This is a genomic window from Streptomyces sp. NPDC055099 (genome assembly GCF_053607685.1).
The window spans coordinates 634,621-661,080 of the sequence record NZ_JBSGUA010000004.1 but is presented as its reverse complement, the minus strand read 5'-3'; the positions used below and the strand labels follow the sequence as shown (position 1 = coordinate 661,080).

Here is a 26,460-nt window from a genome sequence, read left to right as displayed (position 1 = left end):
GCGGGCGCTACGTGATCGTCAGCCTCTTCTTCGCCTCGGCCTCCGAGCTGGTGCCGACGTAGAGGTCCACCGCCCCCTCCTCGACACGGAACTCGCCGTCCTGCGCGTTCGTCCAGAACCCGAGGTCCTCGGCGCCGAGCCGGAAGCGGACGGTCGTCGATCGGCCCGCCTTCAGCGTCACCCTGCGGAAACCGCGCAGCTTGCGCACCGGCTGCGCAATGCTCGCCGCGATGTCGTGGACGTACAGCTGGACGACCTCGTCGCCCGTGCGGTCACCCGTGTTGCGGACGCCGACCGCGACCTCCAGGGTGTCGCCCTCGCGCAGGGCCCGTGCCGACACGCGGTCGCGGCTGAGCTTCGGCTCGTCGAGCTCGAAGGACGTGTAGGAGAGCCCGTGGCCGAAGGCGAACTGCGGGGTCGGGGGCAGGTCGAGGTACTTGGACGTGTACTTGTTGTCCGCCTTGTACGGGCGGCCCGTCGACTCGTGGTTGTAGTGCACGGGAATCTGGCCGACCGTCCGCGGGAACGACACGGGCAGCTTCCCGCCCGGGTTGACCTCGCCGAACAGCACGTCGGCGATGGCGTTGCCCGCCTCGAGTCCCGGGTGCCAGGCCTCAAGGACGGCCGGTGCCGACGTCAGCCAGCCGCCGACGGTCAGCGGGCGGCCGTTGACCAGGACCACCACGAACGGCTTGCCTGTCCCGGCGACCGCCTCGATCAGCTTCTCCTGCGCGCCCGGCAGGCTGATGTCGCCGCGTGCGGCGGCCTCGCCGCTCATCGCCGGAGCCTCGCCGACCACGACGACGGTGACGTCCGCCTTCTTGGCCGCGGCAACCGCCGCCGGGATGCCGCCGGTGTCCTCGCCCTCCGGGTCCACGCCCTTCGCGTACGTCACCTTCGCCCGCGGAGCCGCGGCCCGCACCGCGGCGAGGACCTTGCCCGAGGGGAACTTCTTGGCCGCGCCGGGGAACGTCCACGTGCCGAGCAGATCGTCGGAGTCGCCGAACGGGCCGAGGACCGCGATCGACCCGACGGACTTCTTGAGCGGGAGCGCCTTGCCCTCGTTCTTCAGGAGCACCATCGAACGGGCGGCGGTCTCGCGGGCCGCCTCGCGGGCCTCGGCGGACGGTCCATCGATGGCGGCACTCTCGTCGACGTACGGATGGTCGAAGAGCCCGAGTGCGAACTTCAGGCGCAGGATGCGCGTGACCGCCTCGTCGAGGCGCCGCTCGCTGATCCTGCCGCCGCGCAGCAGTTTCTTGCCGTGCTTGGCCAGGTCCGTGCTGGCCATCTCCATGTCGACACCGGCGTTCAGCGCGAGGCGCGCCGCGTCGGCGCCGACCTCGGCGAAGCCGTGCGCGACGAGTTCGTCGACGCCGTTCCAGTCGCTGACGACGAAGCCGTCGAAGCCCCACTCCTTGTAGAGGATGTCGGTGAGCGTGTGAGGGTTGCCGTGGGCCGGCACGCCGCTGATGGTGTTGAAGGAGGCCATCACCGTGGCCACGCCCGCGTCCAACGCGGCCTTGAACGGCGGCAGATAGTGGTTGCGAAGGCGCGACTCCGACACATCGACCGTGTTGTAGTCCCGGCCGCCCTCGGCGCCGCCGTACGCGACGAAGTGCTTGGCGCAGGCGGCGACGCGGTCCTTGGCGTCGAGTCCTGAACCCTTCGTGCCCTGGTAACCCTCCACCTTGGCCACCGCGAACGCCGTCGTGAGGTACGGGTCCTCGCCGCAGCCCTCGGCGATCCGGCCCCAGCGCGGCTCGTGCGTGACGTCCATCATCGGCGAGAACGTCCAGTGCACGCCGTTGGAGCGGGACTCCTTCGCCGACACCTCGGCGTCCCGCCTCGCGACGTCCGGGTCGAAGCTCGACGCCTGGGCGAGGGGGATCGGGAACGTGGTCCACAGGCCATGAATGACGTCGAGTCCGAAGAGCAGGGGAATGCCGAGCCGGGACTCCTCCACCGCGATGCGCTGCAGGGCGTTGCTGCTCTTGGCGCCGAAGATGTTCAGGACCGAGCCGAGCCGCCCGGCCCGCGCGGCGTCCTCGACGTCCTTGGTCTCGCTGCCGCCGGGGCCGGTGCTGACCGACCAGGGAAGCTGCTGCAACTGCCCCAGCTTTTCTTCGACGGTCATACGGCCGAGCAGCTTCTCGATCTTCGGGTCGAGGGGTCTTGTGGGGCTCGGTCGGCGCTGCGCGGCCTGGGCGCTCCCGGTGCCGGCGGCGGTGAGGCCGCCTCCCGCGACGGCCGTGCCGCCGATCGCGGACAGCAGAGTACGCCTTCGTAGCTCACGCATGTGTTCGCCTTCTCGCATCAGGAAGTCGACAACCTCTGTGATGGCCACAAGAGTTGAAGCGAAAGTACGTTCCTGTTACATGCGGGTCAAGGGATGCGGCAGGGACGCGCGGGAGGCTCGCCCGGAGGCCTCGTTCGGGTGTCTCGCACCCAACGCTTGACCTCAAGGAAACTTGAGGTTCTACGTTCTTCTCATGAGCATGGAAACGACAGCCTGGACCCAGCTGCAGAGCGTCATGCACGCCGAGCAGGACCGCCGTCCCTTCGCCCGCGCCACCTTGCGCCGCATCGGGACCTTCGCCCGTCCGCACAAGCGCCGCATCGTCTACTTCGTCCTCCTGAGCATCATCACCGCGCTGCTCGCGGTCGCGACCCCCGTCCTCGCGGGCAGCGTCGTCGACGTGATCGTCAAGGACGGCGACTCCTCGCTGGTCGTCCGGTACGCACTGCTCATCGCCGCCATCGCCGTCGCCGAGGCCGCCTTCGGACTGCTCGGCCGCTGGCTGTCGGCGAACCTGGGGGAGGGGCTGATCCTCGACCTGCGGACGGCCGTCTTCGACCACGTGCAGCGCATGCCCGTCGCCTTCTTCACCCGCACCCGCACCGGCGCGCTCGTCAGCCGTCTGAACAACGATGTGATCGGCGCCCAGCGCGCGTTCAGCAACACGCTCTCCGGAGTCGTCGGCAACGTGGTCACGCTGCTCCTGACCCTGGCCGTCATGCTCAAGCTCTCCTGGCAGATCACGCTCCTCGCGCTCGTCCTGCTCCCCGTCTTCATCGTGCCCGCCCGCCGCATGGGCTCCCGGATGGCCAGGCTCCAGCGCGAGGCCGCCCACCACAACGCGGCGATGGGCACCCGCATGACCGAGCGTTTCTCCGCCCCGGGCGCCACCCTCATCAAGCTCTTCGGGCGCCCCGGCGCCGAGTCGGAGGAGTTCGCCACGCGGGCCCGGCGGGTGCGGGACATCGGTGTCCGCACGGCCATGGCGCAGTCCACCTTCATCACCGCGCTCACGCTGGTCTCGGCCCTCGCGCTGGCCCTCGTCTACGGCCTCGGCGGCTACTTCGCCCTGAACGGCACCCTGGAGGCGGGCGCGATCGTCTCCCTGGCCCTGCTCCTGACCCGCCTCTACGCGCCGCTGACCTCCCTGGCGGGAGCGCGCGTCGAGGTCATGAGCGCCCTCGTCAGCTTCGAGCGGGTCTTCGAGGTCCTCGACCTGAAGCCGCTGATCGACGAGAAGCCGGACGCCCGTGAGGTCCCCGAAGGCCCGGTGGCGGTGGAGTTCGACGACGTCCGCTTCGGCTACCCGTCCGCCGACAAGGTCTCCCTGGCCTCCCTCGAAGAGGTCGCGTCCCTCGACACCCGGGGCGGCGAGGAAGTCCTGCACGGCCTCTCCTTCCGCGCCGAGCCGGGCCAGACCGTGGCGCTCGTCGGCTCGTCCGGCGCGGGCAAGTCGACCATCGCGCAACTGCTGCCCCGCCTGTACGACACGGACGGCGGGGCCGTGCGCATCGGCGGTGTCGACGTCCGCGACCTCTCCGCGGCGTCCATGCGCAAGACCCTCGGCATGGTCACCCAGGACGGCCACCTCTTCCACGAGTCGGTCCGCGCCAACCTGCTGCTCGCCCGCCCCGAGGCCACCGAGGACGACCTGTGGGACGTCCTGCGCAGGGCCCGCCTCGAAGACCTCGTACGCTCCCTGCCCGACGGCCTCGACACCGTGGTCGGCGAGCGCGGCTACCGCCTCTCCGGCGGCGAACGCCAGCGCATGACCATCGCCCGGCTGCTGCTCGCCCAGCAGCGGGTGGTCATCCTCGACGAGGCCACGGCGCACCTCGACAACACCTCGGAGGCCGCGGTCCAGGAGGCGCTCGCCGAGGCGCTTGAGGGCCGCACCGCGATCGTCATCGCGCACCGCCTGTCGACGGTCCGGTCCGCCGACCAGATCCTCGTCGTCGAGGCCGGGCGGATCGTGGAGCGCGGGACGCACGAGGAGTTGCTCGCGGCGGAAGGCCGGTACGCGGAGCTCTACCGCACCCAGTTCGCGCACAAGCCGGTGCAGGTGGCGGCGTAGAACGCGCGGAAAGGGCGCCGGGCCGGAGGGAGTTGTCCCTCCGGCCCGGCGCCCTTTTCCGTGGCCGCTGGTTCCTAGTGCCGCGCGGCAGAGGTGCGCCGCAGACCGGCCGCCGCGCCGACGGCGCCCAGCAGACACAGCACCCCGGTCACGGTCACGGCGGTGTGCACGCCGTTCATGAACGCCTGACCGCTGCCCTCCACGACCGCCGCCCTCAGCTGCGCGGGCATGTCGGCCGAGACCGGGGTGGCGCCCATCGCCACCGCGTCCTCGGCCTTGTGGAGCCCGGCCGCCATGGGCCCCGGGACACCCGCGTCGGTCAGTTCACCGGTCAGTGTCGAGCCGACCCGGCTGCTGATGAGCGAGACGAGGGCGGAGGTGCCGAGCGCGCCGCCGATCTGCAGGGCGGTGGCCTGCAGCCCGCCGGCCACGCCCGCGTCCTGGACGGGGGCCTGACCGACGATGGCGTCGGACGACGCGGAAAGGACCATGCCGACGCCGAGTCCCAGCGCGATGAACGGCGGCCACATCGTGGTGTACGACGAGCCGGTGTCCCAGGTGAGCATGCCGAAGGCGGCGGCGGCCTGAAGCAGCATGCCGAGCGGCATCGTCAGGCGCGGCCCGAACCGCGCGGTGAGCGCGGCGCCCAGCGGTGAGGCCACCAGGGAGGCCAGGCTGAGCGGCAGGGTGCGCACGCCGGCCTCGACCGGCGAGAAGCCGCGCACGTTCTGCAGGTACAGCATCACGAAGAAGATCACGCCGAGCATGACGAAGAAGTTCAGGGCGGTGATGACCGTGCCGGTGGTCAGCGCCCGGCTGCGGAAGAGCCGCATCGGAAGGAGCGGCTGCGAGACGCGGTTCTCGTACCAGCCGAAGATTCCGAGGAGCAGCACGCCGGCGCCGGCGAACCCAAGCGTCCCTGCCGACGCCCAGCCCCAGGTCTCACCCTTGACGACGCCGAAGACCACGCACAGCAGCGCGACGGCCAGCAGGACGACCCCGAGAACGTCGAAGCGCTGGGACCCGGCGGTGTCCGTGCTCCCGCTCCTGCTCCGCGGCAGTACGGCGGCGCTGACGACCAGGGCGATCACGCCGATGGGGGCGTTGATGTAGAAGACGGACTCCCAGGAGACGTTCTCCAGGAGCAGCCCGCCCACGATCGGCCCGAGCGCGGTCGACACCGCCGAGACCATGGCCCAAATGCCCACCGCCATACCGAACTTGCGCGGCGGGAAGGCCGTGCGCAGCAGGCCCAGGGTGTTGGGCATCAGCAGGCCGCCGAAGAATCCCTGCACGGCGCGGAAGGCGATGACGCCCTCGACGGAGCCGGAGAGACCGATGGCGACCGAGGCGAGCGTGAATCCGACGACGCCGACCATGTAGAACGTGCGGCGCCCGAACCGGTCGCCGAGCTTGCCGCCCAGGATGAGGGAGGCGGCCAGGGCGAGCAGGTAGGCGTTGGTGACCCATTGGAGGTCCGCGGTGGACGCGCTGAGGGCGCGGCCGATCTCCGGGTTCGCGATGGCGACGACGGAGGCGTCGAGCTGGACCATGAAGAGCCCGAAGGCCACGGCGATGAGCGTCAGCCAGGGGTTGGCGCGCCTGCCGGCCTCCGGTGGGGAGGAGACGGGCAGGGGGGAGTGATCCACGGTGGTGGACGGCATGAACGTGCCTTGTCTGTGGTGAGAGGTACGAAGGGGAGAGCGCGCGCAGACGGCGTCGTCGGCGTCGTTGTGCTGCCGGGGCCTGCGTAGAGCCAGCCCTGCGCGGCGTGGGGCGCGGGCCGAGGACACCCCCGTAACGGGGGCGTGAGGGTCTACTCCGCCGAGGGCGCCGCGTGCAGCCGGCGCGTCAGCGAGTTGAGCGCGCCCAGGGCCGAGCCCAGGGCATCGCGCTCGCCCTGGGTGAGGAACTGCAGGGCGCGGGCGAGGTGTTCGCCCTCAAGGCGGCGGACCTCGGCGAGTTCTCCCTGGGCGAGGGAGGTCAGATGCAGATGCGCGATCCGCTTGTCGCCCGCGTCCTGCCGCCGTTCCAGCAGCCCCTGCTCGGTGAGCTGGGAGACCAGGGCGCTGACGTTGTTCGGCCGCATCAGCAGCGCGTCGGCGGCCTCACGGACGGTGACGCCTTCCTCCTGCGCCACCAGACGCAGCAGCGCGAGCTGGGCCTCCGGGGGCTTGGGGCGCGCGAAGTCGCGGCCCACGTGCCGGTCGAGGGCACGGTTCAGCGCGGGCAGGCTCGCCGCGAGCGCTGAGGCCACACGGTCGAGGTCCTGAGCGGACGCGCTGGAATCGGGCATACGGGGAGAGTACCTCTCTCCTTATAGGTATGTCCAAAGATGTTGTTTTGCGAGACGGAGGTCACCATGTCCGGCGAGGCGTGGGCCGCGCGGCGCCCCTTCGTCCTCCGGGCTGTGGTCACCGGGCGGGCGGTGATGTCAGGTGGACCAGATGACCCGGCCGTTGTGCACGATGACCACCTTGCCGTCGGCCCGCAGGACCAGCCGGGCGCCCTCGTGGCCGTGGCTCTTGGAGGCCCAGATGGGGCGGTCGTCGCCGTTGTGGATGACGAGGTTGCCGTCCGGCTGGAAGATTGCCCGGTGGTTCTCGCCGAACGTCATGGCTGCCCAGATCGGCTTGCCCTTCTCGTTGTAGACGACCAGGTTGCCGTCGGTCTGCATGACCATGCGGATGCGGTTGGTGGTCCACGCCTGCTTGACCTCAAGGACGCTGGGCGCCGTGACGGTCTCGGTGCTCCAGTCCGGCTTCGGGGCCGCCTTGGGCTTCGGCTCGGGCTTGGGCTTGGACTCCTTCTTCTCGGGCGACTTGCTCGGGCTCGGCTGCGGGGCGGACACGACAGCCTTGGGTGCCGCGGCCTTTGGCTTCTCGGCCTTCTTCGGCTTCTTCTCGGACGGCGACGAACTGGGCTTCTTGGCCTTGTAGTCGTAGAGGTCCGCGGGGCCGGAACCCGGGTTCAGCACGGTGTCGCCCGCGGACAGCTCCTTGTCGTTGTCCGGGGGCCCGTCGTCCCTGGCGCTTCCGGCCAGCAGCAGGGGTATCGCGATCAGGGCGGCACCGGCGATGGCGGCCCCCGCCAGGACCGGCTTGCGGGGGCGTCCCCTGTCGACACCGGTGGCGGACTTGACGCCGGGCGGTGCGGCACCGGCAGCCGCCGCCACGGCGACGCGCTCTCCGGGAGCCTTGGTGCCCTCGGTCGTCGTGGGCGCGGCCGGGGCCTCGGGGGCGGCGTTTTTGTCCGGGGCAGGGGCAGGGGCAGGGGCGGCGGTCTTCGCCTCCGGGGCCTCGGGGGCGGCCTCTGCGCCGGGCGGGGTGGCGGCTGCCTCGTTGTCCGGGGCGGAGGGCGGGGCCGACCGGCCGGACTCTTCTGCGGGGGTGGCGGCCGTCTCCGCGTTCGCGCCGGGGGTGCGGTGCTGGGGGGACATGCGGTACTCCTCGGTGGCGGAGCTGTCGGGGTGAGGACGGGCCTGCGTGGCGGCCGGGCCGGGCGGGCGCCGGGCACCACGCGGGTGTGGGCGGGGGTCGCGTCGGAATGAGCTGTTAGGGCTCGGTACTTGATGCCGGTCGTCGCGTGGTCAGCCGCGGTGGCGGCCGCAGGCCGGTCCGACGCCTCCGGGCTGCGAGGTCTTCCCGTACGGCCCTGGCCAGGTCGCCCGGCCGGAACGCACTGCACGTCGGCGGGGCCGACAGCGTTGTCCAACTTAGCCCGTCACAGGGCCCACGACTGCACCTCGCATCACAACTGCCCCTCCGCTTTGTCCACTTGCGCCTCACTGCTCCCGGAAAGTTCTCCACTCGGGCATCAAACGGTCACGTCCGAGGTCGAAACGGATCTTCCCCGGCACCCAACCGGAGAGACGTGTGTGGCACTCTGTTGACTCCGGACGTGATCAGTGTCGGCGTGCTCGCCTGTTGTCCGGCGCCCAACGATGCGTACGGACCGAAGAGTTCAGGTGAAGATGCGGCCCGGAGAACGGCAAGAGGGCAGGCGTGACGCCGTCGACCCCGTCACGTCCCACGTGCCGGGTCCGGCCGCCGCCCCCGCGTCATCCGCGGACGAGACGCCCGGGGCCCCCGAAGCCACCGTCACACCGGAGATACCCGAGGCCGTGCGAGCCGCCGCCCGCCAGGCGCCGGGACACTGGATCGGCGTCGTCGACCCGGAGTGGACCGACGAACGGACACCACCGGAGTGGGCGGTGCTCGGGGAATGGCGGTCCGACGAGAACGGCGGCGTGGGGGACTACCGCGCCAATCCCGCGTACCGGCCCTCGGCCGGAGTGCTCGGCTGGCCGGAGCCCACCGACCCGGTGGACGCGGCGGCGCAGCGGGCCGCCACCGGTTACGGCTCGGTGGACGAGGCCCTTTCGGCGCTCGCCGCAGCCGAGGTCACGGTGCCGCGCGGACCGGACGGCGGCCCGCTCACGGCGGCAGGACGGGACGGAGCCCCGGTGATCCTCGTGTTCACCTCACCGGCACATGAGTTCATGTCCGCGGCACTTGTGCATGACATGCTCCCGGCGCGGCAGCTGGCCCGTTCGCTGAGCGGTTCGGGAACTTGGCTGTCCGTCAACGCCGGGGCCGCGGCCCCCTTGCTCGTACCCGCGGACAGTCTTCTCGGTCCAGTCGGCAGGCCGACGACCGAGGAGACGCGCGCCGCGGACGCCGCGGACGCCGCGGACTCCCCTGAGCCACGACCCCACACCACAGGGAGGACCTCCTCGTGACGAGTTCGGCCCAGCAGCCCCGCACCCCCCAGGGGGCCGAGACCGGTTGCGACGGCGAGGGGACGACGACCGCGGCGGCCACCGCCGTCGCGCCGAAGCCCGCAGCCGGGACCGAGGCGGAGGCCGAAACCGTTGCCGAGGCCGCCAACTCCGAGGAGACGGCCGGGCAGGGCGAGAGCGCCACCGGGCCCGACGGAGAATCCGCCACCGGGCCCGACGAAGAATCCGCCGCCGGGAGCGGCGCCGAACCCGCTGCGGAGCCCGAGGCCGACCCCGGCGCCGCGACCGCGGCCAAGAGCCGGCTGCCCGCGCTCGTACGGACCGTGTCCGCGACCGCTATCGGCAAGCCGCAGCAGCGGACCGGACCGGTGGGCCGGCCGGGCAGGGCGGTGCTCGCCGGGGCCGCGGTCGCCGGGGCGCTGCTCGTGTCGGTGCCGTTGCTGACGCTCGGCGGTGACGACGACAAGGACCGCAAGACGTCCGCGTCGGCGGGCACCGTCCTCGGCGGCGACGAGCAGGAGGGACCCGGCGAGTTCGCGCAGACCGCGCCCGACACCGGCTCCGAGGGCGACGAGAAGAAGGCCGGCGAGTCCGAGAAGCCGAAGAAGCCGGCGAAGGAAGCCGCCGCGTCCGCCCCGGCGAAGGACGACGGCGAGAAGGACAAGTCGAAAAACGCCGGCAAGACGACCCGGACGGAGAAGCAGCCCAGCGAGAAGAAGTCCGACGGAGAGGAGGACACGCCCAAGAAGGCCGGCCCCGGCCTGACTCTCAGTGCGCCCGTCTCCTTCCGCAGCCACCTCTCGGGCCGCTGCATCGACGTACCGGGAAGCGACTTCAGCGACGGCAAGCAGCTGCACATGTGGGACTGCAACGGCGCCCCGGCGCAGAAGTTCCAGTTCGCCTCCGACGGCACCATCCGCATCCAGGGCAAGTGCCTGGACGTCGCCAACGCGAACTTCAGCGACCGGACGGCCATTCAGATCGCCTGGTGCAACGGCGCCGACGCCCAGAAGTTCGCGCTCAACGCCAGCCACGACCTGGTCAACACCGTGGTCGGCAAGTGCGTCGACATCAACGGCAGCAACCGCGACAACCGCGCTCCTCTGGAGCTGTGGGGCTGCACCGGCAGGGACAACCAGAAGTGGAGCGTCTGACCGGACGCCCCGCAGCGGGAGCACACCACTCCCGGCGCCCGCCCGTCGTCGAGGGCGAGGCATGATGGCACCGTCGGCTCGCCGACATGCGTCCCCGGGTGAGGGGCGCCCCGTTGCAGAGGCCGCCATGGCAAGGAGGTTGGTGCGTGTCGCGCCAGGTACTGACGGTCGGTCCGGAAAGCCAGGACCGCTACCGGACGATCGGTGAGGCACTCGCTGCCGCCCGGACCGGCGCGCTCATCAGCGTGCGGCCCGGTATGTACGCGGAGAACCTCGTGATACACACCCGGGTCACCCTCGCCGCCGCCGAGGGGCGGGGCACCGTGGAGATCCGGCCGCGCTCGGGCAGTGTGCTCGCGCTGCGCGCCGACGCCGTGATGCTCTCCGAACTGACCCTGCGCGGCGGGGACGCCGAGCTGCCGGCCGTGGACGTGCGGCGCGGGCAGGCCGCGCTCGACGGCTGCGAGGTCGTCGGCGCCGCGTGGACCGCGATGCTGGCCGGGGGCACCGGCTCCCTGGCGTTGCGGGAGTGCCGGGTGAGCAACCCGCAGGGCGCGGGCGTCGTGGTCACGTCGACCACGCCCACCACCGTGGAATCCTGCAGCTTCGAACACCTGGGCACCAGCGGCCTGGTCATCGCGGAGGAGGGCGACGCGCGGGTGCGCGGCTGCACGGTGCGCGGCGCCCGCGGCAACGGCCTGCTCGCCAACGGCGAGGCCCGCGGCACCGTCGAGGACTGCGACTTCTCCTCCACCGACAAGCCCTCCATCGCCCTGGAGGAGAACTCCGCCCTGACCGTGGTGCGCACCGTGGTGCACGACACCAGCACCGGCGTGCACCTGAGCAGCGCGGGCCGTACGACCCTTGAGGACGTCCGCGTCACCGGCGCGTCCGGCAACGGGATCGCGCTGGCCGGGGGCAGTGACCCGGTCCTGCGCCGCTGCCGGGTCTCGCGCACCCGCGGCCATGGGGTGCTCGTCACCGACCGGGCGCGCGGCACCTTCGAGGACTGCTGGGTGGACGGCGCTCAGGGTGCGGCGCTGCGGGTCGCCGGGGGTGCCTCCCCGGCGCTGACCGGCTTGACGGTCCGTGGCAGCGACGGGACCGCGCTGCTCCTGGAGGAGGACTCGGCGCCCGAACTCGACCGCCTCGAGGTGATCGGCGGCTCGCCCGCCATCGCGGTACGCAGCGGAGCCAACCCGCTGCTGCGCAGGGCCCGTCTGGTGGAGCCCGCCGGCGACGGCATCGCGGCCGTCAAGGACGCCCGCGGCCGCGCCGAGGACTGCGAGATCGTCCGGCCGAAGGGCGCGGGCGTCCGCGTGGCCTCCGGCAGCACCCTCTACCTGGCCGGCGGCGGCGTCTCGGACACGGCCACCGGCGGCCTGCTCGTGGAGGACGGCGGCAACGTCACCGTCCGCGACTTCCGCGTGGAGATATCCGGCGAGGAAGGGGTGGTCGTGGCCGCGGGCGGCGAGCTGACCGCCAACCGCACCACGGTGCACGCCCCCAAGGGCCACGGGTTCCTGCTCCGCGAGGGTGCCCTTGCCTCGCTCAGCGGCTGCGAGGTCTCCGGCGGCGAACAGGACGGTTTCCGGGTGGAGTCCACCGCGCCGGTCTCCCTGGTCAACTGCCTCGCCCGGGAGAACGCGGGCGGCGGCCTGGTGCAGACCGCGCCCGGCGAACGCCTCGCCGTGGAGGGCCTCAGCAGCGTCGGCAACGGCAAGCGGGACGCCTGGGGGAGCGGCAGCGCGGAGAACACCGATCCGGCGGGCTCCGGCGCGGGGGACGCCCCGCCGCCGGACCGCGAGGACGGCCCGCTCGGCGCCCTGAACGCGCTGATCGGCCTGGAGAACGTCAAGCAGCAGGTGGGCACCCTGGTCAACCTGACCCAGCTCGCCCAGCGGCGCGAGCGGCTCGGCATGTCGGCGCCGCCGATGAGCCGGCACCTGATCTTCGCCGGGCCGCCCGGCACCGGCAAGACCACCGTCGCGCGCCTCTACGGGGCGATCCTGGCCGAACTGGGCTCGCTGCGCAGCGGGCACCTGGTGGAGGTCTCGCGCGCCGATCTGGTCGCCCAGGTCGTCGGCGGCACCGCCATCAAGACCACCGAGACCTTCCAGCGCGCCCTCGGCGGTGTGCTGTTCGTCGACGAGGCGTACACACTGACCGCGGACAGCGGCAACGGCGGGGCCGACTTCGGCCGCGAGGCGGTGGACACCCTGCTCAAGCTGATGGAGGACCACCGCGACGACGTGGTGGTGGTCGCGGCCGGCTACTCCCGCGAGATGGACGCCTTCCTCGGCTCCAACCCGGGCCTGGCATCCCGGTTTTCGCGGACCGTCGAGTTCGAGAACTACTCGGTACCCGAACTGGTCGCGATCATGGGCAACATGTGCTCCCAGCACCAGTACGAGCTGGGTGAGGGCACCGCCGATGCGCTGGCCGCACACTTCGAGGCGATGCCGCGCGACGCCGGCTTCGGCAACGGCCGTGCGGCGCGCGGGGTGTTCGAGGAGATGGTGGACAGACAGGCGGTACGGCTCGCCACTCAGCCGCAGGTCAGCGAGAGCGACCTGCGGCTGCTGCTGCCCGAGGACGTCTCCGTCGCCGCCGCGGCCAAGGGCGCCGGGACGGCGGCCCCAGTCGCTGACCCGCTGACGCGCCTGGGTGACATGGTCGGCCTGGCCGAGGTGAAGCGCGAAGTCGCGGACCTGGTCAACCTCATCACCACCGCCCGCCACCGGGCCGCCGCCGGGCTCCCGGTGCCCTCGCTCAGCAATCACCTGGTCTTCACCGGGCCGCCCGGCACCGGCAAGACCACCGTCGCCCGCCTCTACGGGGAGATCCTGACCCAGCTGGGCATTCTCGACCGGGGCCAGCTGATCGAAGCGGCCCGCGCCGACCTGGTCGGCCGCTACATCGGCCACACCGCCCAGCTGACCCGGGAAGTCTTCGAACGGGCCCGAGGCGGTGTGCTCTTCATCGACGAGGCCTACACCCTCACCCCGGCCGGCGGCGGCGCCGACTTCGGCCAGGAGGCGGTGGACACCCTGCTCAAGCTGATGGAGGACCACCGCGACGAGGTGGTGGTCATCGTCGCCGGCTACACCGACGAGATGGAGCGCTTCCTCGCCTCCAACCCCGGCCTCTCCTCCCGCTTCCCGCGCCGGATCGGCTTCAGCGACTACTCCTCCGAAGAGCTGGTCACCATCGTGCGCGCGCAGGCCGCGGCCATGGGTTACGAGTGCGGTCCCGGCACCGGCCCGCTGCTCCGGGAGTACTTCGACTCGCTGCCACGGGACCGCTCCTTCGGCAACGCGCGCCTGGCCCGCCAGGTGGTCGAGTCGATGGTCACGCGCCAGGCGGGACGGCTCAGTTCGCTGGCCGCGCCCACCCTGGACGACCTGCGCATCCTGGTCCCCGCCGACGTCGTGTCCGCGGCACCGAAGGCGGCCCCCCGATGAAGCCGTCCGCCCGCGTGGTGACCGGCGCGGGTCTCGCCGCCGCGCTGCTCCTGACCGTGTCCGCCCCGGCCGCCCCGGCAGCCCCCTTCTCGCGGCCGCCGGCCGCCGACGGGAAGAAGAGCCAGGAACTGCCCGGCATGCCCTCCGCGCTCGACCCGGACGCCGCGAACGCGTCCTGCACCCCGGCCTCGCGTGATCAGGCGGGGAAACAGGACTGGTCGCGCCAGCGCCTCGACCTGGACCGGTTGCACAAGTACGGCACCGGTGCGGGCGTGACCGTCGCCCTGATCGGCACGGGTGTCGCCCCCGACGCCGCCGGGCTCAAGGGCCGGGTCACCGCTGCGGGCGCGGCCGGTGACGACTGCGTGGGTCACGGCACGTTCCTGGCCGGGCTCATCGCCGGGAACGGCGGGGAGAGCCCGCGCCTGGCCGGAGTCGCCCCCGGCGCGAAGATCCTGGCCCTGCGCGGCACCGGCCCACGCGGGCAGGCCGACGCCGACCTGGTCGTACGGGCGGTGCGCGAGGCGACCGCTGCCCGCGCCGGAGTCATCGCGATCTCCGTGGCCCTGCCGCGCCGCGACAAGGCGCTGACCCGCGCTGTCGCCGATGCCCGCCGTGCGGGCGCCGTGGTCGTCGCGGCAGCCACCCCGGACCCGACCGGGCGCGGCACCGGGGAGGTCCCCTCGCGCACCTACTGGCCGGCCGGCGAACCCGGCGTCCTCTCGGTGGCCGACATGCTCCCCGCCGGCGTCCGCCCGGACGGGGCGTTGCCCACCGACGGCATCGACCTGGCCGCCCCCGGAGCCGGTGTGGTCTCCGGCGGCCCGCGCGGCGACGGTCACTATCTCGGCGCCGGAGCCTCGGTGGCCGCCGCCCAGGCCGCCGGAGCCGCCGCGGTGGTCCGCGCCGCCCACCCCGGCGAGAAGCCCGACGAAGTCGTGCGCCGCCTGACCGCCACCGCCTACCCGGCGGACATGCCCCAGCTGGATGCCTACGCCGCCGTCACCACGGTCCTGGGCGGCGCCGGTGACTCCACCGGCGCCGAGCACGCCGCGGGCGCCGTGACCGTGCGCGACACCTCCGCGGCGGACCGCGCGTCCGGCCGTGCCACCCTCTTCGTGCTGCTGAGCACCGCCGCCGTACTCTCCGTCCTCTGGGGCGCGTTCGCGCTGCCCCGGGCACGCGGAAGGGGCTGGCGCCCGGCGGGAGCGGGCGGATCGGCCGGGGACTGAGCTCAGCTGCTCTGGCCCGCAGCCTCCTCCGCCAGCGCCGTCTGCATCAGACGCTCACGGCGCCGGGCGATGTGCAGGGCACGGCCCGGAGGCAGGTTGCGGGGTTTCGCGTTGCCGAACAGGCGGCCCTCGGTGGGCGGGCAGGACAGCAGGACGGCGGGGTTGTTGGCCTCGTCGAGGCGGCGCATGAGCGCGTCGCTGAGACCGCGTCCCGCGCCCATGGCGCTGCGGGCCACGATGAGGTGCAGACCCGTCTCGAAGCCCAGGGTCAGATGCTCGAAGAGGGGCTCGAAGGGACTCTGGAAGGAGTTGCCCGAGACCATGTCGTAGTCGTCGACCAGGATGAACAGACGAGGTCCCGTCCACCAGTCGCACTGGCGCATACGGCCGGGGGCGATGTCGGCGCCCGGGACACGGGTCTTGATCGCGCGGGCCGCGCCGTCGACGGTCTCCTTGAGGTTGTCCAGGGAGATCACATGCCCGATGCGGTACTCCTCGGGGATGGTGTCGACGAGGGTGCGCCGGTAGTCCACCGCGATGATCTTCGCCTCGTTGGGTGCGTAGCGGGCGGTGATGCCGGCCGTGACGCGCCGCAGCATATTGGTCTTGCCGCTCTCGGTGTCACCGACCACGATCAGGTGCGGGGTGCGGCTGAAGTCGTGCCAGACCGGCTCCAGGGCGTCCTGGTCGATGCCGAGCGGCAGGCGCATGCCGCCGCCCTCGGTGGCCTCGGGCGCGGGGAGTTCGGCCAGCGGCAGGCGGTGCGGCAGCATCCGTACCTGCGGGGCGGCAGAGCCCGGCCAGTGCCGGGCGACCTCGGCGACCAGATGGGCGACGCCGTCGCCGAGATCCTCCAGGGAGCCGCTCCCGTCGACGCGGGGCAGCCCGGCCAGGAAGTGCATCTTGCTGTCCGCGGTGATGCCGCGACCGCCGCTGCGCGGCACCGAACGCGCCTTGCGGGTGTCGATCTCGGAGTCCATCGGATCGCCCATCCGCAGTTCCAGGCGGGTGGCGGCCTGGTCGCGGACCTGGGCGGAGAGTTCCACCCAGCGGGTGGTGGTGATGAGCAGGTGGATGCCGTAGTTGAGGCCGCGGGCGGCCAGTTCGTTGAACTTGGGGATCAGGTCGTCGTAGTCCTGACGGACCGTGGACCAGCCGTCGACGACCATGAACACGTCGCCGAAGGGCTCGTCGGGGAACTCCCCGGCGGCCCGGCGCCGCCGGTAGGACTGCATGGAGTCCAGAGTGTGGTCGACGAAGAACTGCTCGCGGCGGGCCAGCAGTGTCATCACCTCGGCGACGGCCCGGTACACGCGCTCCGGGTTGAGCCGCGCGGCGACCCCGCCGACATGGGGGAGCCCGGCGAGCTGCGAGAGTCCGCCGCCGCCGAAGTCCAGGCAGTAGAACTGGACCTCGGCCGGGGTGTGCGCCAGGGCCAGGGCGCCGATCAGCGTACGGGCCAGGGTGGACTTGCCGCTCTGCGAACCGCCCGCGATGGCCACATGGCCGCCGGCCCCGGACAGGTCCACGACCAGTGGGTCGCGGCGCTGCTCGAAGGGCTTGTCCACCAGGCCGACCGGGACGCGCAGTTTGCCGGTGCCGGGCCAGCAGTCCGCGGTCAGTCCGCGCTCGGGGTCGGGGACGACGCCGGAAAGCAGGGCATCGAGGGGCGCGGGCTCGGCGAGCGGCGGCAGCCACACCCGGTGGGCGGCCGGACCGGCGTCGCGCAGCCGGTCCAGGGCGACATCGAGCAGGGTCTCCTCGGGGCCGTTCTCCTCGGTCTCCGGCTCCGGGTCGGGCGCCGCCTCCAGGGTGCGCGGCACCACCCAGCCGCTGGTCCAGGGCACCACCTGGCTGGCGACGCGAGCCTGTACGACCGCTCCGGTGCGGCGCGCGTAGGTGCCGGAGGAGTAGGCGGCGCGGAAGCGGGTCAGGGCCTCCACACCGGACTTCAGGAAGCCGCTGCCGGGCTGGGCCGGCAACTGGTAGGCGTCCGGCACACCGAGAACGCCCCGGCTCTCCATCGCCGAGAAGGTGCGCAGACCGATGCGGTACGAGAGGTGGCTCTCCAGTTGGTGCATGCGGCCTTCGTCCAGGCGCTGCGAGGCCAGCAGCAGGTGGACACCGAGGGAGCGCCCGAGGCGGCCGATCATCACGAACAGGTCCATGAACTCCCGGTGCGCGGACAGCAGCTCGCTGAACTCGTCGACCACCACGAACAGGCTGGGCAGCGGGGCGAGGTCGGCGCCGCCGGCACGGGCCCGCTCGTACTCCAGGGCGGAGGTGTAGTTGCCGGCCGAGCGCAGCAGTTCCTGGCGGCGTATGAGTTCACCGTGCAACGCGTCCTGCATGCGTTCCACCAGGGCGACCTCGTCGGCGAGGTTGGTGATGACGGCGGAGGTGTGGGGAAGTTCCTCGAGGCCGAGGAAGGTGGCACCCCCCTTGAAGTCGACCAGGATGAAGTTGAGGGTCTCGGAGGAGTTGGTCAGGGCCAGGCCCAGGACCAGCGTGCGCAGCAGCTCGCTCTTGCCGGAGCCGGTGGCGCCGATGAGCATGCCGTGCGGGCCCATGCCGCCCTGCGCGGACTCCTTGATGTCCAGTTCCACCGGGCGGCCGTCCACGCCGACGGCGATGGGCACCCGGAGGCGGGCGGAGCCGGTGTTGCGGTCGAAGAAGGCCTGCGGGTCGTGCCGGTGCAGGTCGGGGATGCCGAGCAGGGTGGTCAGCTCGACGTCGGAGTCCAGCGGCTGCGCGATGTCGCTGCCCAGGCTGATGCGGCGGCTGGTGAGCAGCCGGGCCAGTGACTCGGCGCCGTGCGGGCCGAGCTGGTCGGGCCGGCCCAGAGGGACGGAACGCTCCTTGCGGCTGCGGTCGGTGCGTACCAGGCTCACCTGGTCGGGCCCGGCGGTCAGCCGCAGCGTGTTGCGGCCGGGGCGCCAGCGCAGTGCTCCGGAGACGTCCAGGATCAGGGCGTTGCGGTAGCCGTGGCCCGCCCAGCGGTGGCCTTCGGGGACGGTGACGCCGTCCAGGACGACGACCGTATAGGGCTCGTCACGGCCGGGGCGGGCGTCGGGGTCGAAGCCGGGGCGTTCGGCGAACTCGGCCCCCAGCAGGTCGTCGAGCTCGGTGAGGTCGGCGGTGATGCGGCGGACCTGTCCCGCGCCGTCCTCCTCGTAGGGGTGCAGGGTGTGCGGCAGCCACTTGGCCCACTCCCAGCCGGGGCGGCGCTCGTCGCTGACGCAGAAGGCGATCCACAGCTCCTCGGGCGCGTGGAACACCGCGAGTTGGCCGAGCATGGCGCGGACCAGGGCGCGTACCTCTTCGGTCCCCCCGGTCTGTTCGGCGCTCTCCTCAGCGGCACCCTCGGCACGGAGCAGGACCCTTGCGGAAGAACGCAGGTAGAGCCCGAGGGGTTGTCCCGGGATCGTCGAGTAGGCGCGGATGAAGCGGCGCAGGGCGTGTGCGCAGAGGGGTTCGAGGTCCTCCACCGGGCGAGTGGAGACCGGGTTGAGGGCGAGCGCGAGCTGCTGTTCGCCGACCGCGAGCCGGATCTCGCCGAAGTCCTCGTCGGCCGGGCGGCGTTCCCACAGCCGCGAGGTGCGGGCCAGGGAGCGCAGTGAGGCGGGCTCCGGGTGGCGCCAGGCCAGCGCGCGCTGCTGCTCGGTGATCGTGGCCCGGACGCGCTTGCGGGTCTGGGCCAAATAGCGGAGATAGTCGCGGCGTTCGCCCTTCAGGCGCTGCTTGCGCTCGCTGGAGCGGCGCATGAGCTGTCCGAGGAGCATGGCGCCGGCGGAGAGCGCCATGACGCCCATCGCCAGGTACATGAAGACGCCGTTGCCTCCGCCGGGGCGCAGGAACATCAGCATCATCGACACGGACATGAGCGCCATGGGGAGATAAGTCCATATGGCCGAGGTGTCCGGAACCGTCTCGGCGAGGACCGGCGGTTCCTGAAGGGTCAATTGTCCCTCGGGCATCTCCGGTCCGCGTCGGCGGGCCGGACGGCGAAACAGCACCACACTCAAGGAACAGAACCTCCGCTTTTACTGGCTTTCAGGCCCGCAGCGAATACCGCGGCACTCGGTGACGGAAAGACCGCACCACGCTGATTCTCCGGGACCCGCATGGCGCGGTGAACGCCGGGTGAATGGTTCGGGAGGATAGCGGGGGAGAGGCAACTTCCGTGACGGACAACGGGGAGGGACAACTCCCTTGATGGGCAACTCTCTTCCGGTCCCTTCCGGACGATGCGCCCGGACCGCAGCACGGCCCGGTGGGCGTAGGCAGTAGTCTGCATTCACGGAACGTGCCCTGTCCATGCGAGCAGGCGTTCGCGGTTCGCGCGGACACAATTCGCCTGTCCGGCAACGGCGTTCCCGGCCGCGCGGGTCTTCCGTACTATTCGCGCGTCCTCACTCCCGGGGAAGTCCTCCCGGTAAAGCCTCCACGGAAGACGAGAGTTCAGCTGATGACCGACAGTGCGGTGGCCGAACTGTGCCGCCTGACCGTACGTGCGCCGAGCGTGTCCGTCGATCTGGCCGTGCCCGCCGATGTGCCGGTCGCCGACCTCCTGCCCACGCTGCTGCGCTATGTCGGCGAGGAGGCCGAGGAGGCGGGCCTCGACCACGCCGGCTGGGTGCTGCAGCGGCTCGGCGACGCCCCGCTCGACGAGGAGGCCACCCTTGCCCGCGCCGGGCTCGCCGACGGAGAGGTGCTCTACCTGCGCCCTCACACCGAGGCGCTGCCCGAGGCGCGCCTCGACGACCTGGTGGACGGGATAGCCGACACCGCGGGCCGGAAGCTGCACACCTGGCATGCCGGAGCGGCCCGCGGACTCCTGGTGGGCACCGCGGTGGCGACCGTGGCGGCCGCCCTCCTCCTGGTGCTCTGGCCCGGGGTCGGCGACTCCGGTTCCCTGCGGGCCGCCTGCGCGGCCGTGGCCGGGCTGCTGCTGCTCGCGGGCGCGGGATCGGCGAGCCGCGCGGTCGGCGACCGCCTCTCCGCGACCGCGCTCGGCCTCCTTGTCGCCCCCTGCCTGGCCCTGGCCGGCTGGCTGCTGCCCGGCGGCGAGCTGAGCGGCCCGGACGCGGTGCAGGTCACGGGAGCACGGCTGCTGGCCGCGGGCGCGGCGGGCGCGGGCGGCGCGGTCCTCGCGCTGGCCGCCACCGCGGTCGGCGCCCCGGCCCTCCTGGCCACCGCCCTGGTGTCGGTGGCGACCGCGATCGCCGGCGCCCTGATGGGCTACAGCAGCCTCGGCGCCCCGGCCGCGGTGGCCCTGGTGGCGGCGTTCGTCACGCTCGCCGCCGGAGCGGTGGCCCCCTTCGCCTTCAAGCTGGCCGGCCTGCGACTGCCCCCGCTGCCCTCCACCGCCGCCCAGCTCCAAGAGGGCATCGATCCCTACGCCGGCGACGAGGTCGCCCAGCGCACCGAGCTGGCCGGCCGCTGGGTCACCGCACTGTTCGCCGCCACCGGCACCATCGCCGCGGCCGCCCTGATGGTTCTCACCCACCGCCCCGGCCTGCCCGCGGTCCTCACCTCCCTCGTCCTGAGCCTGCTGCTGCTCCTGCACTGCCGCGGTCTCGTCCACATCGGCCAGCGGCTGACCCTGGCCGTGCCCGGCGTCTGGGGACTGCTGCTGCTCGCCCGCGCCTGGGCGATCGACGGCGACGCCGACGGCCGTCTGGTGGTCTTCGCGGTGCTGTTCGCCGCAGCCGCCGGACTCGTCGTCGCGGCCTGGACGGTGCCGGGACGCCGGATGCTGCCGTACTGGGGGCGTACGGCGGAACTGGCGCACACCCTCTTCGCGGTGGCGCTGCTGCCGCTCAGTTGCTGGGTCGCGGGGCTCTTCGGCTGGCTGCGCGGCCTGTTCGGCTGAACAGACCCGCCCACCTGGAAGCCCCACGGGCACCCGCCCGCCGGGACAGGGAGCCCGCCCGCCGGACATGGACAAGGAGTCGTAGGAGAGGCCGTGCAGTCCAAACGAGACCAGGTACACGCCCACAGTTTCATGATGGGCAGACTCAGTTCGGGCCTGCTCACGGCCGACCCCGACGCCCCGGAGAGCCCCCTCGGACGCACGACGCGAGGCGTGATCTTCGGCGTGCTGGTGACCGTCCTGATCGGCGCGGGCACCGTCGTCTACGGCCTGCTGCGCCCCGGCGGCAACGACGCCTGGCGCGACGGCAAGCACCTGGTGGTCAACAGCGACACCGGCGCCCGCTACCTGTGGACCGACACGGACGGCGTCCTGCACCCGGTGCGCAACTACGCGTCGGCGCGGCTGATCGGAGGCTCCGACCTGGCGGCCGTCGACGTCCGCACCGCCTCCCTGAAGGACGTCCCGGTGGGCACCGCCGTCGGCATACCCGGCCTGCCCGACACCGTGCCAGGGCCCGGGGAACTCGACTCCGGCGCCTGGCACATGTGCGTCACCGGGGCCGGCGGTGCGCTGCCCGACACCACCGGCGCCGTGACGGACACCGGCGTGAACAAGCCGGGGGCCACCAGCATCGTGACCGGGGCGCCACTGGAATCCCAAGGTGTCGGCAGCGACCGCGGGGTCCTCGTACGCGGCCCGGACGGAACCGAGTACCTGGTGTGGCGGGGCAGCAGGCTGGCCCTCGACCGCGCATCCGACGCCCGCAACGCGCTCGGCTACGGCTCCAAGGAGCCCATGCCGGTCTCCGCGGCCTTCCTGGACGCACTGGCACCCGGCCCCGCCCTGAGCCCGCCCGACGTGCCCGGCCGCGGCGAGAAGGGCCCCGAACTCGGCGGCGAGGCCAGCCGGATCGGCCAGGTCTTCAAGGTCAGCGTGCCCGGCGGCGGTGGCACCTACCACCTGCTGCGCAAGGACGGCACGGTGCCGCTGACCCGGCTCGGTGCCGCCCTGGTACTCGGCGACCCGGCCACCCAGAAGGACGCCTACCAGGGGGAGTCCCCCGAGGTGCGCACGGTCGGCGCGGCCGTGCTGCGCGAACACCGGGCGAAGAATCCGGGCCCCGCCTCCACTGAGCTCCCGGACGCGCCGCCTGCCCCGCAGACCGCGGCGCGCGGCAGCGCACTGTGCGCCCAGGTGGACGGCGGTGACGGCGGCGCCCGGATCCGTTCCGTGCTCGTCCCGCTGACCCAACTCGCCCCGGTCGCGGTGCCGGACGGCACCGCGCGGCCGCTGAGCCCGGCCTGCGTCCCGACCGATGCCACCGTCGTACGACCCGGTCGAGGCGCCCTGGTCAGGGCCCTGCACGCGAGCGGCGCCGCGCACGGCGGGACCACCTACCTGGTCGCGGAGAACGGTGTGAAGTACCGCGTCCCGGACAAGAACGCGCTGGCCGCCCTCGGTTACGGGGCCGGGGACATCGGCTCGGTCCCGGCACCGCTGCTCGCGGCCCTGCCGACCGGTGCCGACCTCGATTCCGCCGCCGCGTCCGGCGCCGCGAAGCCGAAGGTGACGGCTCCGGCGTGCGGTACCGCCGAACGGCCGGAGAAGGGCGGTGAGCGTGACGGCGCGGACAAGACCGATACCGCATCGAGCAGTTGACACACCATGCGGATTCCGGCAAGGCGCCCATAGTGTGCCGAAGAAAAGAAATGGGGACGATCGCGGGGAAAATCTGGACCGAATGCGGCCCGGCTGGTGCGGACTAGGTGAAGGCGGCGCCTGGCTTCAGGGGTGCCGGGATACGCGGGCAAAGCTCAGCGGAAGCTCAGATATTTCCGGCGTGACCGGTGGCGGAATTCCGTGGGCAAGGCCGGAAACAAGGCTTTCCCCTTGCCCGTTCGGCCACTTCGTGTGCCCGCTTTCCGCCCGTTTCACGGAACGACCCGCCGGAGTCCCGCATCGCTGCACTCCGTACGCTCCGGTGCGGCTGTTCATCCCGCTGCAATCTGTGGACAACTCCGTTGCCACACGGCTGAATTCAAATGGTCGGCCGACTCTCGGATCTTCGCCGCTCGCGTTGCGCGGAACACTGGGTTCTCTCTAGCCTCAGCAACAACGGTGCGATGAACGCGCCTGAACGAAAGGAGCGCGTCATGCCGGACAGCGGCGCAAGGAAAGCGGATTATGCCAAGGGTCTGGGAGGCGTCTCCTCCCTGGAGACGGCCCGGGACCAGGTCGAGAAGGTGCAGAACAACGTCGCTGAGATCGCCGCGCGTTCGGGTGTCGGCGGCGACGAGGGCCAGGCACTCCTGAAGCTCTTCCGCAGCTGGAACACCGAGGCGCAGAAGGTCGTCGTCCAGATCAGCACGATGGTCGACGCGCTCCAGGAGAACGTGACCTCCGCCAACCGCCTGGCGCAGGAGAACCAGGACCTGACCGAGGTCCTGAACAGCAAGACCAGCCAGGGTGTCTTCGAAGCACTGAGCTGACCCCCACCGCGGTACCGGCCCCAGCCGCGCGGCCGGACTTCGTGAGCTTCCCGGGCCCCCGCCCGGACTTCGAGAGGAGACGTCATGGCCGAAGGCATCATCGACCTGCAATACCCCAAGGTCCAGCAAGCCATCGAGGAATTGATGGAGCAGACCCAGCTGATCATCAACACCCTCAACAACCTCGAGGACGAGCTGAAGCCGCTCGTCACCTCCTGGGAGGGTGCGGACCAGGAGAAGTACCGCGAGGTCCAGGCGGAGTGGGACCAGGCCACCAAGAACATGGCCCGGCTCCTCGGCGACAACGGCGAGCTGATCCGCTCCATCCACGACAACCACTCCCGTGACGAGCGCAAGAGCGCCGACAACTGGGGTGGCGTGCGGGCCCGCTAGGCCCTCGCCCACCGGTCCGGCGGCCGCCCGCGCACAGGGCGGCCGCCGGACCGTCCCGTGCACACGACCGGCGCCGAGCAGCAGGAGAACGTCCCATGGCTGGTGAGAAAGCCGACGTCAGGCACTTCAACCTCAAGGAGATGGAGAACTTCCGCGACAACGAGGTACAGGAGGTGTACAAGCTGGCGAAGACGCACCGCGAGGACGGCTCGAAGGCCGACGTCCGCACGCTCGGCGAGCTCCTCGACGGGCACGTCACCGAGAGCAACCTCGAGCAGAACCAGCAGCTTCTGCGCATCGGCAAGATGGTCACGGGGCCCCTGGTCTCGGGACCGAAGCTGGTCGAGGGCGTCACCACCGCGGCCACGGCCCTCGACAAACTCCTCGGTGACCAGATCGAGCTCTTCAAGGAGCTGAAGGAAGCGCTCACCGACACCATCGACGAGGCCGGCAAGACCAAGGACAAGAACCTGGACGCGATCGACGCGAAGACGCTGCTGCAGAGCTTCGAAGACGTCGACACGCTCACCGCCGGGAGCAGTGGCGGCAGCGACAGCTCGGACGACGACTCCTGAGTCCGAGCCGCGCGCAGCAGCCGGGCCACGACCGCCCGGACGACGACAGATCAGGAAGGGCGCCCGGTGGCGGAAGACAAAGGCATTGACGGCAAGCACGACGAGCACCTCGGGTATGTCGCCGACGCCAAGGAGATGCCGACCGACACATGGGCCGCCCTGGTCACGCACATCACCGGCTACCCGGTGCCGGACCGCGCCACCCTCTTCGACACGCTCCGCTCCGACAAGGGCGGCAAGCTCTTCCGGATGGATTTCCGTGAGAGGGGCATCAAGCAGGCGGTCGAGGACTCCACCGGCTTCGCGATGAACGCGGACGACGACTACGACATCTGGTTCTTCGACAAGGGCGACAGGACGGTCGTCAAGCAGGCCCGGATCGTCTTCGAGGGCCGCGTGAAGTCCGGCGATGAGGTCATTTTCGCCTCCGCGGGCTCCGACAACGTGAACGACGCGGATGTCCGGACGGGCAACGAGTTCACGGACTACAACAAGGACAAGATGGACAGCCGGCCGCTCGCCCGTTACATGAACGGGCCGCGGGCGGCGCTGATGGCTTTGCTGGACGGCAGCACGGACGGCACCAAGTTCAGCGAGCTGGGCGTTCCGGGCAACGACGCCGTGGTCCTGAAGTCCTTCGACGACACCGGGAGGTCCTTCGACTACGCCGCGAAGTTCTTCAAGGACCAGGCGCCGCTCCTGAAGGAGTGGGAGGACCGTTTCGGCGCGGACGACGCGAGCTGGAAGGGCGAGGCGGCGGACGTCTTCCGCAACCTGATCGGGAAGATCCGCGAGAACTACGACAACTACGTAGAGACCTTCAACTCCGCGATCGGCGACGGCGGGACAAGCACCGAGGGCACGGTGTACTCACGTGCGCTCGCACAGGGCCGCAAGCATCTGGAGGACGCCGCGAGGGATCTGCTCGCCGCGTGGCTGAAGTGGGCCAACTCCCCGCACTACGACCCGCATCAGGTACTGCGCTATGTCCTGGACGACCTCGCCACGTGGGTGAACGAGAACAACGTCAGCAGGACGGACATCGAGGCTACGGGCCCTTACTACGTCACCTACACGCACGCCCCGCGCGGCGACTTCACTCAGGTGCACGAGTACGGCGACCTCACCGACGCCGCCACCTGGGCAAAGGTCGGCGACAAGGCGGTCGAGATCTGGTCCCAGGGCGTCGACAAGTACCTGGGCGAGGAAGCCGCCAAGGTGCAGGCCCGCCTGAACAACGCCTTCATCGACCTCAGCAAGGATTTCTCGGACAACGTCCCCAAGCCGAAGACGACCAGCACGGCTTCGCAGGACTACGCCGACAAGAAGGCGGAGGACGCGCAGGCCGCAGCCGACAAGGCGGCGGCGGACGCCGCCGCGGCCGCGAAGAAGGCGGCCGACGACGCGGCCAAGCAGCGCGCGGAGGACAAGGCGTACGCGGACGAGATGCGCGACGAGGCGAACGACCAGCGTGCGGAGGACAAGGCGTACGCGGACAAGCTGCGCGCGGACGCGGAGAAGCAACGTGCGGAGGACAAGGCTGCGGCGGACAAGGCGCGCGCGGAGGCCGAGGCCGCGGCCAAGGCCAACGGAAAGGCCCTTCAGGACAGCCTCGGCAACCTCAACGGTCCTGGCGGGGGCAACGGCGAGAAGCTCAACCTCGACGACTTGCTGAATCCGGGAAACCAGGACAACCCGAACAGGCCGCCGACCGAGAGCCTGGGCAGCCTCGGCGACCTGAACAACCCCGGAGGCAGCGGAGGTCTGAACAACCCTGGCGGCACCGAAGGTCTGAACGGCCCCGGCGGGAGCGGGGGGCAGCAGCCGCCCGCCGTGCCCGTCCTCCCCCAGAACCTGGGCAGCCTCGGCGACCTGAACGGCCCCGGTGGCGGTACCGGCGGTGGGAACGGCCTCGGCGACACCGGAGTCCTGAACAGCCTTGCCGACGACGGGAATCGGCAGCCCGCCGCCGTGCCCCCCGTCCAGAACCTGGGCACGCTCGGCGGGATCAACGGCGGCGCGAACAACCCCCTCAAGACACCGACCGGCGGCAGCACCCGGCTGGGTGACGACAAGGTCACCACCGGCTTCCCGGACGGCAGCAAGAGCAGCTTCGACCCGGACAGCGGGACGCTCACCACCACGAACCCGGACGGGACGT

The 26,460-nt window shown here is 71.7% G+C and carries 16 protein-coding genes; 11 read left to right on the top strand and 5 right to left on the bottom strand.

Features of this window, described 5'->3' with window-relative positions:
• Nucleotides 1-7: 7 nt before the first annotated feature.
• Entirely contained in the window at nucleotides 8-2,299 is a 2,292-nt protein-coding gene (locus tag ACWFRU_RS14415; RefSeq protein ID WP_453686738.1) for a glycoside hydrolase family 3 N-terminal domain-containing protein, read from the bottom strand.
• Between the two features lie 199 nt (nucleotides 2,300-2,498).
• Between ACWFRU_RS14415 and ACWFRU_RS14410 the strand changes: the two genes are divergently transcribed.
• On the top strand, nucleotides 2,499-4,373 hold the full coding sequence (locus tag ACWFRU_RS14410) for an ABC transporter ATP-binding protein (protein WP_453686818.1): 1,875 nt from the start codon (nucleotides 2,499-2,501) through the stop codon (nucleotides 4,371-4,373).
• A gap of 74 nt (nucleotides 4,374-4,447) precedes the next feature.
• On the opposite strand, the gene ACWFRU_RS14405 is transcribed toward ACWFRU_RS14410, so the two are convergent.
• From ACWFRU_RS14405 to ACWFRU_RS14395, 3 genes are all read right to left on the bottom strand, one after another.
• A complete protein-coding gene (locus tag ACWFRU_RS14405; protein ID WP_453686736.1) occupies nucleotides 4,448-6,037 on the bottom strand; it encodes an MFS transporter in 1,590 nt (529 codons plus the stop codon).
• A 152-nt stretch (nucleotides 6,038-6,189) separates the two neighbouring features.
• Nucleotides 6,190-6,669 carry a MarR family winged helix-turn-helix transcriptional regulator gene (locus ACWFRU_RS14400; RefSeq protein ID WP_453686734.1) on the bottom strand — a complete coding sequence of 160 codons (480 nt, stop codon included), beginning with the start codon at nucleotides 6,667-6,669 and terminating at the stop codon, nucleotides 6,190-6,192.
• Nucleotides 6,670-6,807: 138 nt separating this feature from the next.
• Nucleotides 6,808-7,812, bottom strand: coding sequence for a mannose-binding protein (locus ACWFRU_RS14395; RefSeq protein WP_453686732.1), 1,005 nt, complete (start codon nucleotides 7,810-7,812; stop codon nucleotides 6,808-6,810).
• Between the two features lie 534 nt (nucleotides 7,813-8,346).
• Here ACWFRU_RS14395 and ACWFRU_RS14390 point away from each other — a divergent pair.
• From ACWFRU_RS14390 to ACWFRU_RS14375, 4 genes are all read left to right on the top strand, one after another.
• The gene (locus ACWFRU_RS14390; RefSeq protein WP_453686816.1) at nucleotides 8,347-9,114 is read left to right on the top strand and encodes a type VII secretion system-associated protein; all 768 of its coding nucleotides are present in this window, start codon (nucleotides 8,347-8,349) and stop codon (nucleotides 9,112-9,114) included.
• The gene (locus tag ACWFRU_RS14385) at nucleotides 9,111-10,268 is read left to right on the top strand and encodes a ricin-type beta-trefoil lectin domain protein (protein ID WP_453686730.1); all 1,158 of its coding nucleotides are present in this window, start codon (nucleotides 9,111-9,113) and stop codon (nucleotides 10,266-10,268) included. The genes ACWFRU_RS14390 and ACWFRU_RS14385 overlap by 4 nt, the downstream gene beginning before the upstream one ends.
• 146 nt (nucleotides 10,269-10,414) lie before the next feature.
• Nucleotides 10,415-13,732, top strand: coding sequence for a right-handed parallel beta-helix repeat-containing protein (locus tag ACWFRU_RS14380; RefSeq protein WP_453686728.1), 3,318 nt, complete (start codon nucleotides 10,415-10,417; stop codon nucleotides 13,730-13,732).
• Entirely contained in the window at nucleotides 13,729-14,964 is a 1,236-nt protein-coding gene (locus ACWFRU_RS14375) for a S8 family serine peptidase (RefSeq protein WP_453686726.1), read from the top strand. Before ACWFRU_RS14380 ends, ACWFRU_RS14375 begins: the two co-directional genes overlap by 4 nt.
• Before the next feature lie 2 nt (nucleotides 14,965-14,966).
• Here the strand turns inward: ACWFRU_RS14375 and eccCa are convergent, their stop codons facing one another.
• Nucleotides 14,967-18,941: a type VII secretion protein EccCa gene (eccCa, locus tag ACWFRU_RS14370; RefSeq protein ID WP_453686725.1), complete on the bottom strand. Its 3,975-nt coding sequence runs from the start codon at nucleotides 18,939-18,941 to the stop codon at nucleotides 14,967-14,969.
• Between the two features lie 491 nt (nucleotides 18,942-19,432).
• On the opposite strand from eccCa, the gene eccD reads away from it, so the two are divergent.
• The 6 genes from eccD to ACWFRU_RS14340 form a co-directional block, all read left to right on the top strand.
• The gene (gene eccD / locus ACWFRU_RS14365) at nucleotides 19,433-20,839 is read left to right on the top strand and encodes a type VII secretion integral membrane protein EccD (RefSeq protein ID WP_453686723.1); all 1,407 of its coding nucleotides are present in this window, start codon (nucleotides 19,433-19,435) and stop codon (nucleotides 20,837-20,839) included.
• A gap of 93 nt (nucleotides 20,840-20,932) precedes the next feature.
• Nucleotides 20,933-22,501 (top strand): type VII secretion protein EccB, encoded by a 1,569-nt coding sequence (gene eccB, locus ACWFRU_RS14360; RefSeq protein ID WP_453686721.1) that lies wholly within the window; start codon nucleotides 20,933-20,935, stop codon nucleotides 22,499-22,501.
• A gap of 494 nt (nucleotides 22,502-22,995) precedes the next feature.
• The gene (locus ACWFRU_RS14355; RefSeq protein ID WP_453686719.1) at nucleotides 22,996-23,331 is read left to right on the top strand and encodes a hypothetical protein; all 336 of its coding nucleotides are present in this window, start codon (nucleotides 22,996-22,998) and stop codon (nucleotides 23,329-23,331) included.
• A gap of 84 nt (nucleotides 23,332-23,415) precedes the next feature.
• Nucleotides 23,416-23,724, top strand: a complete 309-nt coding sequence (locus ACWFRU_RS14350) for a WXG100 family type VII secretion target (RefSeq protein ID WP_453449037.1) — start codon at nucleotides 23,416-23,418, stop codon at nucleotides 23,722-23,724.
• Between the two features lie 95 nt (nucleotides 23,725-23,819).
• Nucleotides 23,820-24,299, top strand: coding sequence for a type VII secretion system-associated protein (locus ACWFRU_RS14345; RefSeq protein ID WP_453686717.1), 480 nt, complete (start codon nucleotides 23,820-23,822; stop codon nucleotides 24,297-24,299).
• Between the two features lie 66 nt (nucleotides 24,300-24,365).
• Nucleotides 24,366-26,460, top strand: a 2,095-nt coding sequence (locus ACWFRU_RS14340; protein ID WP_453686715.1) for an AAWKG family protein, incomplete at its 3' end; no start/stop codon positions are given.